This window comes from Geomonas oryzisoli, from assembly GCF_018986915.1.
Classification (GTDB): Bacteria; Desulfobacterota; Desulfuromonadia; order Geobacterales; family Geobacteraceae; genus Geomonas; species Geomonas oryzisoli.
Genome location: NZ_CP076723.1, coordinates 2,499,552 through 2,515,950 on the forward strand (window position 1 = coordinate 2,499,552; position 16,399 = coordinate 2,515,950).

Genomic DNA, 16,399 nt, shown 5'->3' on the forward strand with positions numbered 1-16,399 from the left:
TTCTACGTTCTACGTTCCGCGTGCTACGTTCTGCGTTCTCCCCTCTTAACATCACAGCTACGGCTGCGTAGCCGGCGCTTTCCTCCGGAAAAACTCCCGCCCTCTCTGCACCGCCCGGTCCAGGTAGTAGTAGACCACGGGGGTGATGTACAGCGTCAATAGCTGCGATACCAGGAGTCCCCCTACCACCGCGAGCCCCAAGGGGCGGCGCCCTTCGGAACTTGCCCCGATGGCGAGCGCGATGGGGAGCGTGCCCATGAGCGCTGCCATGGTGGTCATCATGATGGGACGGAAACGGACCAGACACCCCTGATGGATGGCATCCATCGGGCTCTTTCCCTCTCGCCTCTGCGCGTCCAGCGCGAAGTCGATCATCATGATGGCGTTCTTCTTCACGATCCCGACCAGCATGATGATCCCCACGAAGGCGTACAGGTCGAGTTCCTTGTGAAACAGCATCAGCGTCAGCAGCGCCCCGAGCCCGGCGGAAGGAAGCCCGGACAGGATGGTGATCGGGTGCACGTAGCTCTCGTACAGGATCCCCAGTACCAGGTAGATCACCACCACCGCCGCCAGCAAAAGAAGCGTGAGCCCCTTGGTCGAGGACTGAAACGCCTGCGCCGCCCCTTGGAAACCGGTGTTGATCCCCGGAGGCAGCGTGCTCGCCGCCATCTTCTCGACCGCGGTCACCGCCTCGCCCAGGGGGGCCCCTGGCTTCACGTTGAACGAGACGGTGACGCTGGTGGTCTGCCCCAGGTGGTTCACCGACAACGGCCCCAGCGACTTGCTGAGCGTGGTCATGGTGGAGAGCGGCACCAACGCACCCGACGAGGAGCGTACGTAGAGAAGCCCCAGTGCCGCGGGATCGAGCCGGTACTGCGGCTCCAGTTCCAGGATCACCTGGTACTGGTTGGTCGGCGCGAAGATTGTGGAAACCTGCCGGGAGCCGTAGGCGTAGTAAAGGGCGTCCTCGATCTGCTGGGCCGTGACCCCGAGCGCGGTCGCCTTGTCCCGGTCGATCTTCAGGTCGACCTGCGGGTTCTTGAGCTGCAGATCGCTGGTCACGTCGAGCAGCTGCGGCACCTGCTTCAGCTTCTGCTCGAGGGCGGCCGCGCTCTCGTACAGGACCTGGGTGTCCGGGCTTTGCAGCACGAACTGGTACTGGCTCTTGGAGAGCTGCGCCTCCAGCCTGATCGGCGGCGGGTTCTGCATGAACCCCTGGATGCCCGGCACCTCGGCCAGTTTCGGACGCAACTGCTGGATCACCTGGTCGACCGAATCCTTCCTCTCACTTCTCGGCTTCAAGGTGATAAACATGAAGCCCGAATTGGAGCCAACCCGGGAGCCCGAGGCGCCGACCGTGGACATGAACCCCTTGATGTTGGGATTGGCGGCAATCCTCTTGGCGAGTTCCTGCTGGTGGGTAACCATCTCCTCGAAAGAGGCCCCCTGCGCTCCTTCGGTGGTGCAGTAGAAGGAATTCAGGTCCTCGCTGGGGAGAAGCCCCATGGGCATCACCTTGAACAGGTACACCGTGACCACAGTCATGACCAGCGTGACCGCCAGGGTGGCGCGGCGGTGCCTGAGCACGGCGCTGAGGGTCCGACTGTAGGCGGCGAGCATGGCGTCGAAGCAGCGCTCCAGAAAAAGGTACAGCCTGCCGTGGCGCTCCTCGGCGGGCGGATGCAGGAAGCGGCTGCAGAGCATAGGGGTGAGGGTCAGGGATACCACGCCGGAGATCAGGATGGCGCAGGTGATGGTGACGGCGAACTCGTGCAGCAGACGCCCCAGCATCCCTCCCATGAAGAGCACCGGGATGAAGACGGCGACCAGCGAGATGGTCATGGAGACGATGGTGAAGCCGATCTCCTTGGCCCCCTTGAGCGCCGCCTCCATGGGGCGCTCCCCCTGCTCCATGTGACGCACTATGTTTTCCAGCATGACGATGGCGTCATCCACGACGAAACCGACCGACAGGGTGAGCGCCATCAGGGTGATGTTGTTCACCGAGAAATGCAGGGCGTACATCGCCGCGAAGGTGCCAACGAGCGAGATAGGGAGGGCCAGGCTCGGGATCACCGTGGCGGAGAGGTTCCGGAGGAACAAAAAGATCACCATGATCACGAGCGCGATGGTGAGCACCAGGGTGAACTTCACGTCGGCCACCGAATGCCGGATGGCCTGGGAACGGTCGTAGAGCTCGTGCAGGGTCACCGAGCCGGGAAGCTGGTCGCGGAACCCGGGGAGGAGCTTCTTGATGGAGTCCACGACCTCGATGGTATTGGTGCCGGGCTGGCGCTGCACGGCGAGGATGATGGCCCGCTCACTCCCGTTGAACCAGGCGGCGATCTTGTCGTTCTCGACCGAGTCCACCACGCTCCCCAGGTCGGAGAGCCGCACCGGTGAGCCGCCGCGGTAAGCGACGATCAGCGGGCGGTACGCGGCGGCGTCGAGGAGCTCCCCCTGCGACTGTATCGCGTAGGCCTTGCTGGCGTCCTGCAGGGTGCCGGTTGGGAGGTTCACGTTCCCCCCGGACAGCGCCTGCGAGACCTCGTCGATCCCGATCTTCTTGGAGGCAAGCGCCATCGGGTTCACCCGGGCCCGGACCGCGTACTTCTGTGAGCCGTAGACCATCACCTGGGCCACGCCGCTCACCATGGAGATGCGCTGCCCGATCATGGTGTCGGCGTACTCGTTCACCTGCGCGAGCGGCAGGGTCTTCGAGCTGAGTACCAGGTAGAGCACCGGCTGGTCGGCGGGATTGACCTTCTGGTAGGAGGGGGGCGACGGCATGTCCTGGGGGAGCTGCCTGCTCGCCTTGGTGATGGCGGACTGCACGTCCTGCGCCGCCGCATCGATGTCGCGCTCCAGCGCGAAACGGAGCGTGATCCGGGTAACCCCCTGGCCGCTGGTGGAGTTCATGGTGTCGATGCCGGCGATGGTGGAGAGCTGACGCTCCAGCGGCGTGGCGACCGCGCTCGCCATGGTCTCCGGGCTCGCCCCGGGGAGGTTCGCGGTTACCTGGATGGTCGGGTAGTCGACGCTGGGGAGGTCGTTCACCGGGAGCAGCTGGTAGCCTATCAGGCCCGCCAGCACGATGGCGAGCATGACCAGGCTGGTCATCACAGGGCGCCGGATGAAGATTTCGGCGAGGTTCATGCGGGTGCCCCGCCCTTCACGGCCACCTTTCCTCCCGGAACCAGTTTCACCTGCCCGTCGGTCACCACAGTGTCGCCGGGGGCAAGCCCTTTCTCGATCACGGTCATGCCGTCCAGCGAAGGACCGGTCGTCACCGGGCGCACCTCCGCCGTGGCGTCGGGCTTCACCAGGTAGACGAATTCACCCTGCTGGCCGGTCTGGACGGCACGGGTGGGGACGACGGTCGCCCCCTTCCTGGTGTCGAGGGTGATGGCAACGTTGACGAACTGGCCGGGCCAGAGCGCCTTGCGGGCGTTGGCGAAGGTCGCCTTCACCTTTATGGTGCCGGTGGCCGGATCGACACCGTTGTCGAGGAAGGTCACCGTTCCCCGCTCGGCGACGGCACTCCCGGCGACCCGGGCCTCGACCGGGAGCTTGCCGCCGATCCTCCCCTTGATGGTGGCCAGGTCCTTTTCGGGCAGGGCGAAGGTGACGTAGAGCGGGACGATCTGGTTGATGCTGACCAGCGCGGTGTCGTTCTCCTTGACCAGGTTGCCGGGGTGGGTGGTAAGGCCGCCGGTGCGCCCGGCCATGGGGGAGCGGATGAAACAGTATTCCAGCTGCAGCTTGGCGTTGTCGACCGCGGCGCGCAGCGAGGCCACCGAGGCGGCCAGTGAGTCGGCGGTGGCCTGGAGCTGGTCGTACTGCTCGCGGGTCACGATCCCCTCCTGCCAGAGCGACGCGTACCGCTTCGCCTGCTCCCTGGCGTTGTTGGCGCTGGCGAGATCCCGGGCCAGGTTCGCCTGGGCCTGGGCAAGAGAGGCCTGGAAGGGGCGCGGGTCCACCGTGAACAGCAGCGCTCCCTTGGCGACGTCGTCCCCTTCCTTGAACTGCACCCCGGTGATCATGCCGGCGACGCGGGACTTGAGCGCGACAGTGGCGTAGGGCTCGACGTTGCCGATGGCGCGCAGCTCGACGGGAACGTCCTTCTGGGTGACTCGGGCCACGGTAACCGGCGCCGGAGCTTTCGTTTTGGGTTTTTCCGTCTTGTTGGAACAGCCGGTATCTGACAAGGCCAAAAGGAGCAAAAGCAGCAGGAATCTGGGAATGGGATGGGAAAAAGAGATGATGCGCACGCTGTATTCTCCTTTGCGGGCGGGAGGGTAGCAAGATTCATAACATACTCCGCCGGCAATTAGTAGCCAAGAAAGCAGATCCATATTCTTTCCTTTTTTCATAAAAGTCATCCCACAGCTAAACCTATCGAGGCTGCCGTCCGATAAGAAGGTGCAGGTAGGACTCGAATCAGATGCAGCAACCGCGGGGGCCCGGCCCAGATGAAACATCCACTGCGCATCCTGATCGTAGACGACTCTCCCGAGGACGCCATACTCATCGTTCGGCACCTGCAAAAGGAGTTCTCCCCCGTCTATGAACGGGTGGAGACTCCGGACGAGATGAACGAGGCGCTGGACCGGGGTGGGTGGCACCTGGTCGTCTCCGATTACGTCATGCCCCGGTTCAGCGGCCTCGGAGCGCTGCAGCTCATGCACGAGCGCGGCATCGACCTCCCTTTCATCATGGTCTCCGGCCAGATGGGCGAGGATGCCGCCGTCGAGGCAATGCGCGCCGGTGCCCACGATTACCTGATCAAGGACCGCCTATCCCGGTTGATCCCGGCCATCAGGCGCGAACTTAGGGAAGCGGTGGTGCGTCGCGAGCGGCGTACGGCGGAAGAGGCGCTATCTGCCACCGAGGCGCGCTTTCAGAGTCTCGTGGAACAGTCCCTGGTCGGCATCTTCATGCTGCAGGAAGATATCTTCATCTATGCGAACCCGAAGCTCGGTGCGATCTTCGGCTACGCCCCCGACCAGCTCATCGAGAAACGGAGCCTCCTCGACCTGGTCGCCGGCGACGACCAGATCCGGGTGCTCACCCAGTTTCTGCGCCCGCTCAAGGAAGGGAGCGAGCCGCTACACTTCTTCTTCCGCGGCAAACGGCAGGACGGAGCGGCCATCGACCTCGAAGTCAACGGCACCAGGACCTTGATCAACGGGTCGGACGCCGTGATCGGCACCCTGCTCGACATCACCGAGCGGCGGCGCGCCGAGGCCGAGCTGAGCAAACTGTGGCGTGCGGTGGAACAAAGCCCCGTGTCGGTGGTGATCACCGATCTGCGCGGCTGCATCGAGTACGTGAACCCGAAATTCATCGAGGTGTGCGGCTACTCCGAGCCGGAGCTGATCGGCGTGAAGACCAGCATTCTCAAGTCCGGCAACATGGGCGATGACTTCTACAAGGATCTGTGGCAGACCATCTGCTCCGGCAAAGAGTGGCACGGCGAGCTGCACAACCGGAAGAAAAATGGCGAGCTGTTCTGGGAAAGCTGCTCCATATCGGCGGTGAAGAACCCTGAAGGTCAGATCACCCACTTCGTCGGAGTAAAGGAAGACATCACCGAGAGAAAGCTGGTCGTCGACCAGTTGCGGCAGGTACAGAAGATGGAGGCGGTCGGACAGCTGGCCGGCGGCATCGCCCACGATTTCAACAACCTGCTCACCGTGATCAACGGCTACAGCACGCTGTTGATCCGGGCCCTGGACGCGAGCTCCCCCATGCGCAAGGAGGCGGAGCAGATCCTGCGTGCAGGTGAGCGCGCCGCCGACCTCACCAGGCAGCTGCTCAGCTTCAGCCGACGCCAGATCATGGAACCGCGGGTGCTGGACATCAACCGCCAGGTGAAATCGGTCCAGAAGATGCTGGAGCGGCTGATCGGCGAGAACATCCGGCTGGTTACCGCACTCGCGCCGGACGCCGGGCTGGTCAGGATGGACCCCGGACAGCTGGAACAGATCGTGATGAACCTGGTGGTGAACGCCCGCGACGCATCGGAGACCGGGGGGGTGATCACGGTGGAGACCACCAACTGCGAGCTGGACGAAAGTTACATCCATCTCCACCCCGGTTCCCAGGCCGGAAGTTTCGTCAGGCTCAGCGTGTCCGACCGGGGCCAGGGGATGACCGCCGAGGTGAAGCAGCGGCTCTTCGAGCCCTTCTTCACCACCAAGGAGATAAGGCGCGGCACGGGCCTGGGCCTGGCCACCGTGTACGGCATCGTGAAGCAGTGCAGCGGTTACATCGAGGTGATCAGCGAGCCGGGGCAAGGGGCGCGTTTCGACATCTACCTCCCCCGCACCTTCCAGGAGGCGGAGTCCCAGGGCAAGCAGCAACTCGACGAGCCGATTGACACCGACCACACCATCCTGGTAGTAGAGGACGAACCCGGGGTGCTGAACCTGGTGGTGCACACACTGAGGATGCGCGGGTTCAGGGTGCTGGAGACCACGGACCCGGAACAGGGGATCGTCCTGTTCGAGCAGCACGCCGACGAGATCGACATGCTGCTGACCGACGTGGTCATGCCGTTTATGAGCGGCCCGACCCTGGCAGAGCGGCTTTTGGCCAAGAAACCGAAGCTCAAAGTGCTTTTCATGTCTGGACACACAGACAACAGGACCAGCTTCGAGAAGACGCTGGAGAGAGGAATGCAGTTCCTGCCCAAGCCCTTTGCAAGTGACGCCCTGATCAGAAAAGTGAGGGATACCTTGCAGGGGACCGGGTCGCAAGAAGCAACCCGGGCGATTTCAGGAGGTAGCAATTGAAAGGGAACATACTCATAGCCGACGACGAGGACATGATCAGAGAACTGATCAACATCACCCTGTCCAAGGAAGGGTTCACCTGCTTCCAGGCCGGCAGCGCGGAAGAAGGTTTGGACATAATCAACAGCCAGCAGTTGGACCTGGCGCTTCTGGACATCATGATGCCCGGGCGCTCCGGGATCGACCTGCTCAAAGACATCAAGCAGGTGACGCCGGACACCACGGTGCTGATGATCACCGCCATGAACGACATGGACACGGCCCTTTCCTGCATCCACAACGGGGCCGAGGACTACATCACCAAGCCCTTCAACCTGGACCGGGTGCTTTTGACCGTGAAGAACACGCTCGAAAAGCGGCGCCTTGTGATGGAGAACAAGGAGTACCAGGCCAACCTCGAGCTCAAGGTCCGCGAACAGACCGAGGTGATCAGGACCGTCATGGGCGAGATCAACCTCGCCTACGAGCACACGCTCGCGGCCCTGATCCGGGCGCTGGATGCGAGGGAGAAGGAAGTCGGCTCTCACTCCGAGCGGGTCATGGCCTACACCTGCCTGCTGGCCGAAAAGGCGGGGATCGGGGCGGAAGAGCGGATCATCATGGGCAAAGGCGCGCTTTTGCACGACATCGGCAAGATCGGGGTGTCCGACAACATCCTGTTGAAGCCGGGGAAGCTGGACGACGAGGAGTGGAAGGTGATGCGCCAGCACCCGAAGATCGGCTACGACATCCTGGCCGGGATCAAGTATTTCACCGACGCCGCCGAGCTGGTGCTGTTCCATCACGAGCGGTATGACGGCACCGGCTATCCCCACCGCGCCGCCGGCGAGGCCATCCCCATCAGCGCGCGCATCTTCTCGCTGGTGGACACCCTGGATGCCATGACCTCGGATCGCCCGTACCGGAAGGCGCTCAGCTTCCAGGCGGTGCTGGACGAAGTGGTGCGCTGCTCCGGCGAGCAGTTCGACCCGAAACTGGTGGACGTGTTCCTCTCCATCCCAAAGGAGGAGTGGGAAAAGGCGGCAGGGAAGACGCTGTAACCGCGAATGCCGGCAACGCTGTAGGGGCGAATAATCATTCGCCCAGCACCGGCGGCACCATGGACCGGCGTTCGCATCTGCAGCAAAACCAGGGCGAATGATTATTCGCCCCTACAGGAAATCCCCTAACAGAAAGAGCCGGCAGACCATCAGGTCGCCGGCTCTCTTCATTTCTCCCCCTCCCCTTGCGGGAGGGGGCTGGGGGGTGGGGGAACGTGCCATCAGCGGGGAAGCCGTTGGCAGAGTAAGGGGACAGGCACCTGGCGGAGCCAGTCCCCTCCGCAACGTGCTTACGACGGCTCGCCGACCCCGATCCGGTAACGCTCCAGGCGGTCCCTCAGCGTGTTGCGGCTGATGCCCAGCAGCTTCGCCGCGAAGACCTGGTTGTTGTTGCTTTTCTCCATGGCCATGTGGATCAGCGCCTTCTCAAGCCCCATGTTGACGCTCTCGTAGATGGCACCCTTGTTCTTCGCGCAGATGCCGTCGAAGACCGGCTCGAGCATGCTCCAGAACACCTCGTAATAGTCGTCGCCCACAACTTCGAGGTCCACTTCCTTGAAACCGGCCTTGGCGGTCAAGAAGGATTCGAAATCACCCGGCACGAGAATGTCGCCGCGGCAGAAGACAACCGCGGAGTTGATGACGTTCTTAAGCTCCCTGATGTTCCCCTCGAACTGGTGGTTCATCAGGAGCGCCATGGTGTCGGGGGCTACCCCTTTCACGTTCTTCCCGTACTTCTTGGCGAACTTCTTCACGAACAGGTCGACCAGCAACGGGATGTCCTCGACCCGGTCCCTTAGCGGCGGCAGGAAGAAGTTCACCACGCGCAGACGGTAGAAGAGGTCCATCCTGAACGACTTCTCTTTCACGGAGGCCAGCAGCGAGCGGTTGGTGGCCGCGATAACGCGGACATCTACCTTGATGGTCTCGTTCCCCCCTACCCGCTCGAACTCCTGGTTTTCGAGGACGCGCAGGAACTTCCCCTGGTTGGCGGGGCTCATCTCCCCGACCTCGTCGAGGAAGATGGTGCCGCCGTTGCATTGCTCGAACTTACCGATGCGACGGGAATGGGCGTCGGTGAAGGCCCCCTTTTCATGGCCGAACAACTCGGATTCCAGCAAGGCCTCGGGGAGCGCCGCGCAGTTCACGGCGAGGAAAGGACGGTTCTTGCGGCGGGAGTTGTTGTAGATGGCGCGGGCCAACAGTTCCTTGCCCGTGCCCGACTCGCCCTGGATCAGGACGGTGGCGTCGGAATCGGCCACGGTGCCCACCATCTTCCAGATCTCGATCATCTCGGGCGAGGAACCGATCATCAGGTCCTCGGTGAGATCCTCCTCGGCCTGGGGGCGCTCCTTGGTGTAGCGCACCTTGCGGCTCAGGAGGTTGCATTCCAGCGCCTTCTTCACCGCCCCTTTCAGCTTGCTCATATCAAAGGGCTTGGTGACGTAGTCGAAGGCGCCGTGCTTCATCGCTTCGATGGCGTTTTGGGTGGTCTTGTAGCCGGTGGCCATGATCACGGCCAGGCCCGGGTCGATCTTCTTCGCCTCCTTCAGTACCTCGATACCGGACTTCTGGGGCAGGCTGATATCCATGATCGCCACATTGGGACGATCGGCGATGATGCGCTTCAATGCTCCTTCACTGTCGCTTTCCAGCAGCAGTTCATATTCCTCGCCCGTGAAGATAGTCTTCAGCATGAGCAGGATGTCGTGATCGTCATCCAGAATGAGCAGTTTAGCTGTCATGGCCGGTCCCCCCGATGGGCTATTATAATCCGCACCGGTCACTTGCCAAGACCGGACGTAGAAAGATGAAAGTCGTACCGGTGATACCAAAAGAACCGCCTGAATAAAGCGGTTCTCCGGTTTCACCTCTAAAGAGCAAAGCTGTTACTGTTCGTCATCCTCGTAATCGTCATCCCCGTAGGAATCGAGGTCGTCAGCATCTTCCTCCTGGTCCTCGTCGAATTCGTCGGCCAGGTACTGAGGACGGTCATCCTCCTCCTTGATAGCCTCGAAACGGGCCAGGATGTCGGGATTGGTGCAGAAGCGCCCGTCCTTGCAGGTGCAGGTATCGAGGTCGCAGAGGTCAAACAGCTGGATTTCGCTGCACAACCTTTTGGTGCTAGTAGTCATTTCTTACCTCTGGAATTACTGGTTAATACAATTATCGCCGTACTGCTTGACAACTTTAGCGAAAAACGCCGCAGGACGATCAATGGTACAACAAAACGCTAGCCGTTGACAAACGATGCCGCGGCGGCCGGTGCCGCTTGCTGGTCGACGAGGAAATCGGTGGCGGCCTTCACGTCGGCCTTGCAGCCGATGTAGATCGGCGCCCTCTGGTCCAGCGACTCGGGGACGATGTCGAGGATCGGGATGTTGCCGTTGCTGGCGGCGCCGCCTGCGTGCTCGATGATGAATGCCATCGGGTTCAGTTCGAACAGCACGCGCAGTTTCCCGTTGGGCGAACCCTTGAGGGCCGGGTACATGAAGATCCCCTTCCCTTTCATCAGCACCTGGTTGATGTCGGGCACGAAGCCGCCGGAGTAGCGCAGCTTGCATCCCTTGGCCTCCAGGTGGCGGATGAACTTCTCGTCGCCGTCGTTGTACTTGTTCCTGAGGCCGCCGGGGGCGTAGATGTTCCCCTCTTCCTGCATCCTGATGTTCTCGCGGGTCAGGGTGAACTCCATCAGGTTGTTCATGGTGAATTCGTGCACGCCGTCGCCCACGGTGTAGACCAGGGAAACCCTCGGTCCGTAGAGGATGTACATGGCGGCGACCTGGTTGCGGCCGGGCTGGAGCAGGTCGCATCCTTCGTAGATGGAAACGATGGTGCCCACGGCGAGGTTGACGTCGACCAGCGAGGAACCGTCGAGGGGATCGTAGGCGACCGAGTAGAGCCCGTCGGCGCTGGCCTGGGCCTGGTAGATCTCGTCCATCTCCTCGGAAGCGATGTTGCAGACCACGCCGGAGTGGATCAGACGTTTCCTCATGATGCGGTCGGAGAGCACGTCGAGGGCAAGCTGCTCCTCGCCGTAGAGGTTCGAGGTACCGGCGACACCCAGGTCACCGGTGCGCACCGCGTTGATGACGTACTTGCTGGCCTCGGCAATCTCGCAAATGAGATGCACGAGGTTGTCACTGATGTTCTGACCACGCAGATGACGGCGCAGTTCTATCTGGAATTTCGACGTTCCCGGTGCGGCTGGCATAGGTCCCTCCCAAGATTAAATTAAAATTATTTTACGACCCGGTAGATTATGTCAAAAAAGGTTTCAAAGCAAGGAAAAAAAGGGCGCATTCTGTAAACCGGAGCGATCAACTTGGTAAACAAAATTGACCACATAGTGAGAGCAATAGGTTATGCGTTGCCCCCTTCTCGGCGTGCCTTTGGAGGGGGACTGTAATGCGGGAATCAGAGCATGAAAAAGCGCCTGCACTCATAAAAGTGCAGGCGCTCAGGTTACCTCAATTGCTTCTGTAGGGGCGAATAATCATTCGCCCCCCTTTACCGCATCTGCCGCCTCGGACCTTCTCGCCATTGACACCGACAAGGACCAGGCGGCTGGGCAAATAATTATTTGCCCCTACAACACCAACCGACCTCTTAGGCGACCCAGTCGTCGTCCTCCTCGACCGGTGCGAAGCCGCGGCGCATGGTGTTCTCGGTGACCACCCTCGGATCCATGAAGTGCAGCAGGTAGTCGTGCCCGCCCGCCTTGGTGCCGACGCCGGACATCTTGGAGCCGCCGAAAGGCTGGCGGCCGACGAGAGCGCCGGTGTTGTTGCGGTTGAGGTACAGGTTGCCGACGCGGAACTGGCGGCGGGCCTGGGTCAGGTGCTCCGGGCTCCTGGAGAAGACGCCGCCGGTGAGGGCGAACTTGGTGGAGTTGGCCCACTCGATGGCCTGGTCGAAGTCTTTCGCGCGCATCACGGCAAGGACCGGTCCGAAGATCTCCTCCTGGGCGATCCTGTGCTCAGGCTTGATGCCGCCGATGATGGTCATCGGCACGTAGAAGCCGCCGTCGCTCGGCACCTTGCTCTCGTAGAGCACGTGCCCTTCCTTCTTGCCGATCTCGGCGTATTCCTTGATGGTCTTCATCGCCTTGTCGTCGGCGACGGCGCCCATGTAGTTGGCCGGATCCTCGGAGGGGCCGACCAGGGTCGCCTGAGCCATGGAGACCAGGCGCTCGACGAACTTGTCGTACACCGCGTCGAGCACGATAACGCGCGAGCAGGCCGAGCACTTCTGCCCCTGGAAGCCGAAGGCGGAGTAGAGGACATGCGGCACCGCCTCGTCCAGGTCGGCATCGTCGTCGATGATGATGGCGTTCTTGCCGCCCATCTCGCAGACGATCTTCTTGACGTTCTCCTGGCCCGGGTAAACCTTGGCGGCGCGGTCGATGATCCTGAGACCGACTTCCATGGAACCGGTGAACGCGATGAGGGAGACGTCCGGGCTGTCGACCAGGAAGTCGCCCATGACCGAGCCGCGGCCCGGGGTGTAGTTGAAGACGCCTTCGGGCAGGCCCACTTCGCGGAACAGTTCCACGATGTGGTAGCCGATGACGGAGGTGATGCCGGAGGGCTTGAACACCACACAGTTACCGGCCACGATGGCGGCGGAGGCCATGCCGAGGCTGATGGCCAGCGGGAAGTTCCACGGCGCGATGACCGCGGCGACGCCTTTGGGCTCGTAGAAGTAGTGGTTCAGCTCGCCCGGTGCGTTGCCCACGCGTTTCGGGGTGCCCAGGGTGATCATCTCGCGGGCGTAGTACTCGAGAAAGTCGATCGCCTCGCAGACGTCGGCGTACGCCTGATCCCACTGCTTGCCGATCTCCAGCACCTGCCATGCGGAGAGCTCGAAGATGCGGCGGCGCGCCACGGCGGCAGCCTTGATCAGGTACTGGGCGCGGTCCTTCGGATCGGTGTCGCGCCATGCCGGGAAGGCCTTCTTGGCGGCCTGGATGGCGTCGCCCACTTCCTTGGTGCCGGCCTGGCAGATGACGCCGATGGTCTCGGACGGCTTGTTCGGGTTCACCGACGGAATGGTGTCGGCGGTCTTCACTTCCTTGCCGTTTATGAAGAGCGGATAGGTCTTGCCGAGCTGCTTCCTCACTTCGGCGATCTCTTTCGGGAACGCGGCGCGGTGATCGGCGCGGGTGAAATCGACCATGGCCTCGTTATAGAACGGCTTCAGACCGCCGGGGCCCTTGGCTTCCTCCTTCTTGGCGGCGGCGCGTGCGGCGCGCTCGCGCTGTACGGTGACCTCCGGGTCCTCGAGCAGGCGCTCGATCTGCGCGTCCTCGGCGAAGCTCTGGCGCAGGAAGGACTCGTTAGCGGTGTTCTCCAGCAGGCGGCGCACCAGGTAGCCCATGCCCGGGACCATGTCGCCGTACGGGCAGTAGAGACGGATGCGGCCGGCGACCTTCAGGATGCCCCTTCTGACCGGCTCGGCCATACCGTAGAGCACCTGGAACTCGTAACGATCTTCGGGAACGTTCAGATCCTTCGCCATCTCCATGACGGCGGAAATGGTCCTGATGTTGTGTGAAGCGCAGGCGAAGTGGCAGATATCGGAGCTCTCGAGGATCATCTTGGCCTGGCGCTCGTATGCGGCGTCGGACTCGGCCTTGATGGTCCAGACCGGGATCGCCCAGTCGTTCTGCTTGGCCTTGACGGTTTCCATGTCCCAGTAGGCGCCTTTCACCAAGCGGATGGAGATCTTGACCTTGTTCTGGCGCGCCCAGGTCAGCAGTTCCGGGAGATCCTTGTCGGTGTCAACCAGGTAGGCCTGGAGCACGATGCCGAACTGGTCGTAGTTGGGGAACTCGAGCTTGAGGCGCTTGTACACCTCGATGATGATGTCCTTGTGGCGGTAGGACTCCATGTCGATGCAGAGGAAGCCGTCCAGTTCCATTACCTTCTTGGCGATCTTTCTGACACGGTCAAGAATGGCAACGACCGAGCCCTCGAAGTCCTGCGGGTTGGCGAGGCAGAAGAGCGCTGTCGGCTTCACGGCGACGTTGACCTTGGGCGCGTGACCCCAGTCGAGGTTCGCATCGCCCCCCTTGCCCGGCAGCGGCTTCCAGTCCTTGTATTCCTTCTTGAGCGAATCGAGCAGCTCCAGGTAGGTGTTCATGTAGATGTCCGCTTCCTTCTCGGAAAGCGTCGCCTCGCCTAACACGTCCACGACGAACGCGAAGCCGTCTTTCCTCAGACGCTCCATGTTCTTGATGGCTTCCTTGGTGTTCTCGCCCACGATGAACTGACGTGCCATCTCCTGGATGTTGGTTGTGAGGAACTTGTTCAGCACGGCCCCGCCGAAGGAGCCGAGCATGCCGGCCACCTTGGCGCCGGTGGAGAGGACCGGCGGCATGTCCTTTTCTTCGCCGAAGTACTCGCGGATGTGGTCGGTAAGGAGCTTGCCGGTGGTGAGGGACGGGAAGACGTCGACAAAGCGGAACATCTGGATCTTGAAGGTTTCGTTCTTCATGCTCCAGTCCATCACCTTGCCCATCCAGGCGCCCTTGTTGAAGAGGGACGGCTTTTCACCGGAGATGGTAGAGAAGAACTCCTTGCCCCGTGCAATAACTCTGTTGTTCAGTTCGGTGTTGTTCATCCAAAGGCTCCTTTAATACAGGTTGTTCCAAGAGGAAATCATAAACATGTAATGCTAGAGCACAAGCTGTGCCATCCAGTATACGATTTCGTTCTTGGTGGAGACGTGGAGGCGGTCGCTAGGATCGGAATTGCGGTAAAGGGAGGTGTTTCATCCAGCTAAACAGCCGGAAGTATTATAGCATTGGTGAGAAAAAAGGTAACCTGGGGTGATGAAGAAGTAATAGAGAGAAGCTAAGGATTGGGCTCTTTGACAAGAGAACGGAACAAGAGAGCGAACAGCAATATGCAGCAACGCATAAATTTCCCCATTCGTTCCCGCCCCCGGAGGGGGAGGGTCAGGGAGGGGGAAGCTTTTGCGCCGCAAGCCCCCCTCCCAGCCTCCCCCCTCCGGGGGGAGGAGTATTGACCTACGCAATGCCGTGTTTCTTCAACTTCCTGGCAATGGTCGACTGGTTCACCCCCAACGCCTCGGCCATGCGCACCTGGTTGCCGTGCGTTGCCAGCGCCTTTTCCAGGATGGCCTTTTCCACCTTGTCCAGCGTCTCCTGAAGCGTCACCTCGTCGTGCCATACGCCCCCTACCCCCGCCGAGGATACCGTGCCGGAAGCGATCTCCGCAGGCAGATCCTTGACATCGATGAGGTCGGTTTCCGTCATGACCACCAGCCTCTCGCAGATGTTCATCAACTGCCTGACATTACCTGGATAATCGTACGCGAGCAGGGCATCGGAGGCTGCTCGTGTCAGGCGCTTGCGGATGGAGTCGCGTGCCCCGAACAGGTCGACGTAATGACGGACCAGCGGCAGGATGCAGTCGCGCCGCTCCCTGAGCGCCGGCACGTGGATCGGAATTACGTTCAGGCGGTAGTACAGGTCGAGTCGGAAGGTGCCGTCTTTGACCATCTGGTCAAGATTCCGATGGGTTGCCGCCAGGATCCTGACATCGAGCGTGCGCGCCTTGGTCCCCCCAAGCCGCACCACGCGGCCGTTCTCCAGGAACCGGAGCAGCTTCACCTGGGCCGCCTGCGGCAGCTCCGCGATCTCGTCCAAAAACAGAATGCCGCCGTCGGCGAGTTCGAGATACCCCGGCTTGCCGCTTACCTGCGCGCCGGTGAAAGCGCCCTTCTCGTAGCCGAAGAGCTCGGATTCAATGAGGGATTCCGGAATGGCTCCGCAATTGATCTCGATGAGCGGCTTATCGGCCCGGCTGGAGTTCTTGTGGATGAGTTCCGCGATGAGCCCCTTGCCGACACCCGATTCACCGAGGATCAATACCGTCGAGTTGACCGCGCTCACCTTGAGCGCCTGCTTCAGCGCGTTGACCATGAGCGGGCTGCGGGCGATGACGCTGCGCGAAGCGAGATCCGCCTGCTGCATCTCCAGCATGTGGCTGCGGAACTGGTCCCGAAGCGCCTCCTGCTCCTCCAGCTCGCGCTGCAAGTTGTCGATTTCTGTAACGTCCCGCTCGCTGACCACGACCCGGATCACCTTGCCGTTGGCATCGAGAACCGGCGTACCGGTGGAAATGAGTTTGCGCCCCTGCCGGTTCTGCAACTGGCTCACAACCTTGCCGGTAGTGAGAGCTTCCAGCGCCGCCGATCGGTCGATGAACCCCTGATCCAGCAGCTCGTGCATGTTTTTGCCGACAACCTCGGCGGCGGTGATGTTGTTGATCCGCTCCGACGCAGGGTTGATGCGGATGACCACGGCATCCGCGTCGCAGATCCAGAGCCCGTCAGAGGACGAGTCGATGATGGCATCGAGCTCCCGTGTCAGATCCTGGAACGCGCGCATCTGCCGCGCCATCTCCTCCAGGTCGAGAGCTGCGATAGATCCATTTACAGCTTCAGTCATAAAAACCTCCAGCAAACCAATAGCCGGAGATCATTTATGCATAAACGCATGCAATATGCAATAGAGAATATCAGGAAACT

The 16,399-nt window shown here is 61.5% G+C and carries 9 protein-coding genes; 2 read left to right on the top strand and 7 right to left on the bottom strand.

Annotation, left to right across the window (positions count from 1 at the left end):
* Positions 1-57: 57 nt before the first annotated feature.
* Positions 58-3,159: an efflux RND transporter permease subunit gene (locus KP004_RS10990; RefSeq protein ID WP_216798592.1), complete on the bottom strand. Its 3,102-nt coding sequence runs from the start codon at positions 3,157-3,159 to the stop codon at positions 58-60.
* Positions 3,156-4,274 carry an efflux RND transporter periplasmic adaptor subunit gene (locus tag KP004_RS10995; protein ID WP_239026775.1) on the bottom strand — a complete coding sequence of 373 codons (1,119 nt, stop codon included), beginning with the start codon at positions 4,272-4,274 and terminating at the stop codon, positions 3,156-3,158. The genes KP004_RS10990 and KP004_RS10995 overlap by 4 nt, the downstream gene beginning before the upstream one ends.
* Before the next feature lie 201 nt (positions 4,275-4,475).
* On the opposite strand from KP004_RS10995, the gene KP004_RS11000 reads away from it, so the two are divergent.
* On the top strand, positions 4,476-6,800 hold the full coding sequence (locus tag KP004_RS11000) for a PAS domain-containing hybrid sensor histidine kinase/response regulator (RefSeq protein WP_216798594.1): 2,325 nt from the start codon (positions 4,476-4,478) through the stop codon (positions 6,798-6,800).
* Positions 6,797-7,840, top strand: coding sequence for a response regulator (locus KP004_RS11005; RefSeq protein WP_216798595.1), 1,044 nt, complete (start codon positions 6,797-6,799; stop codon positions 7,838-7,840). Before KP004_RS11000 ends, KP004_RS11005 begins: the two co-directional genes overlap by 4 nt.
* A gap of 290 nt (positions 7,841-8,130) precedes the next feature.
* Here KP004_RS11005 and KP004_RS11010 read toward each other — a convergent pair whose 3' ends face one another.
* The 5 genes from KP004_RS11010 to KP004_RS11030 form a co-directional block, all read right to left on the bottom strand.
* A complete protein-coding gene (locus KP004_RS11010; protein WP_216798596.1) occupies positions 8,131-9,585 on the bottom strand; it encodes a sigma-54-dependent transcriptional regulator in 1,455 nt (484 codons plus the stop codon).
* A gap of 144 nt (positions 9,586-9,729) precedes the next feature.
* Positions 9,730-9,975 carry a hypothetical protein gene (locus tag KP004_RS11015; protein ID WP_216798597.1) on the bottom strand — a complete coding sequence of 82 codons (246 nt, stop codon included), beginning with the start codon at positions 9,973-9,975 and terminating at the stop codon, positions 9,730-9,732.
* A 98-nt stretch (positions 9,976-10,073) separates the two neighbouring features.
* Entirely contained in the window at positions 10,074-11,054 is a 981-nt protein-coding gene (locus tag KP004_RS11020; RefSeq protein WP_216798598.1) for a class 1 fructose-bisphosphatase, read from the bottom strand.
* 395 nt (positions 11,055-11,449) lie between these two features.
* On the bottom strand, positions 11,450-14,464 hold the full coding sequence (gene pruA / locus KP004_RS11025) for an L-glutamate gamma-semialdehyde dehydrogenase (RefSeq protein WP_216798599.1): 3,015 nt from the start codon (positions 14,462-14,464) through the stop codon (positions 11,450-11,452).
* Between the two features lie 409 nt (positions 14,465-14,873).
* Positions 14,874-16,319, bottom strand: a complete 1,446-nt coding sequence (locus KP004_RS11030) for a sigma-54 interaction domain-containing protein (protein WP_216798600.1) — start codon at positions 16,317-16,319, stop codon at positions 14,874-14,876.
* Positions 16,320-16,399: the final 80 nt, after the last annotated feature.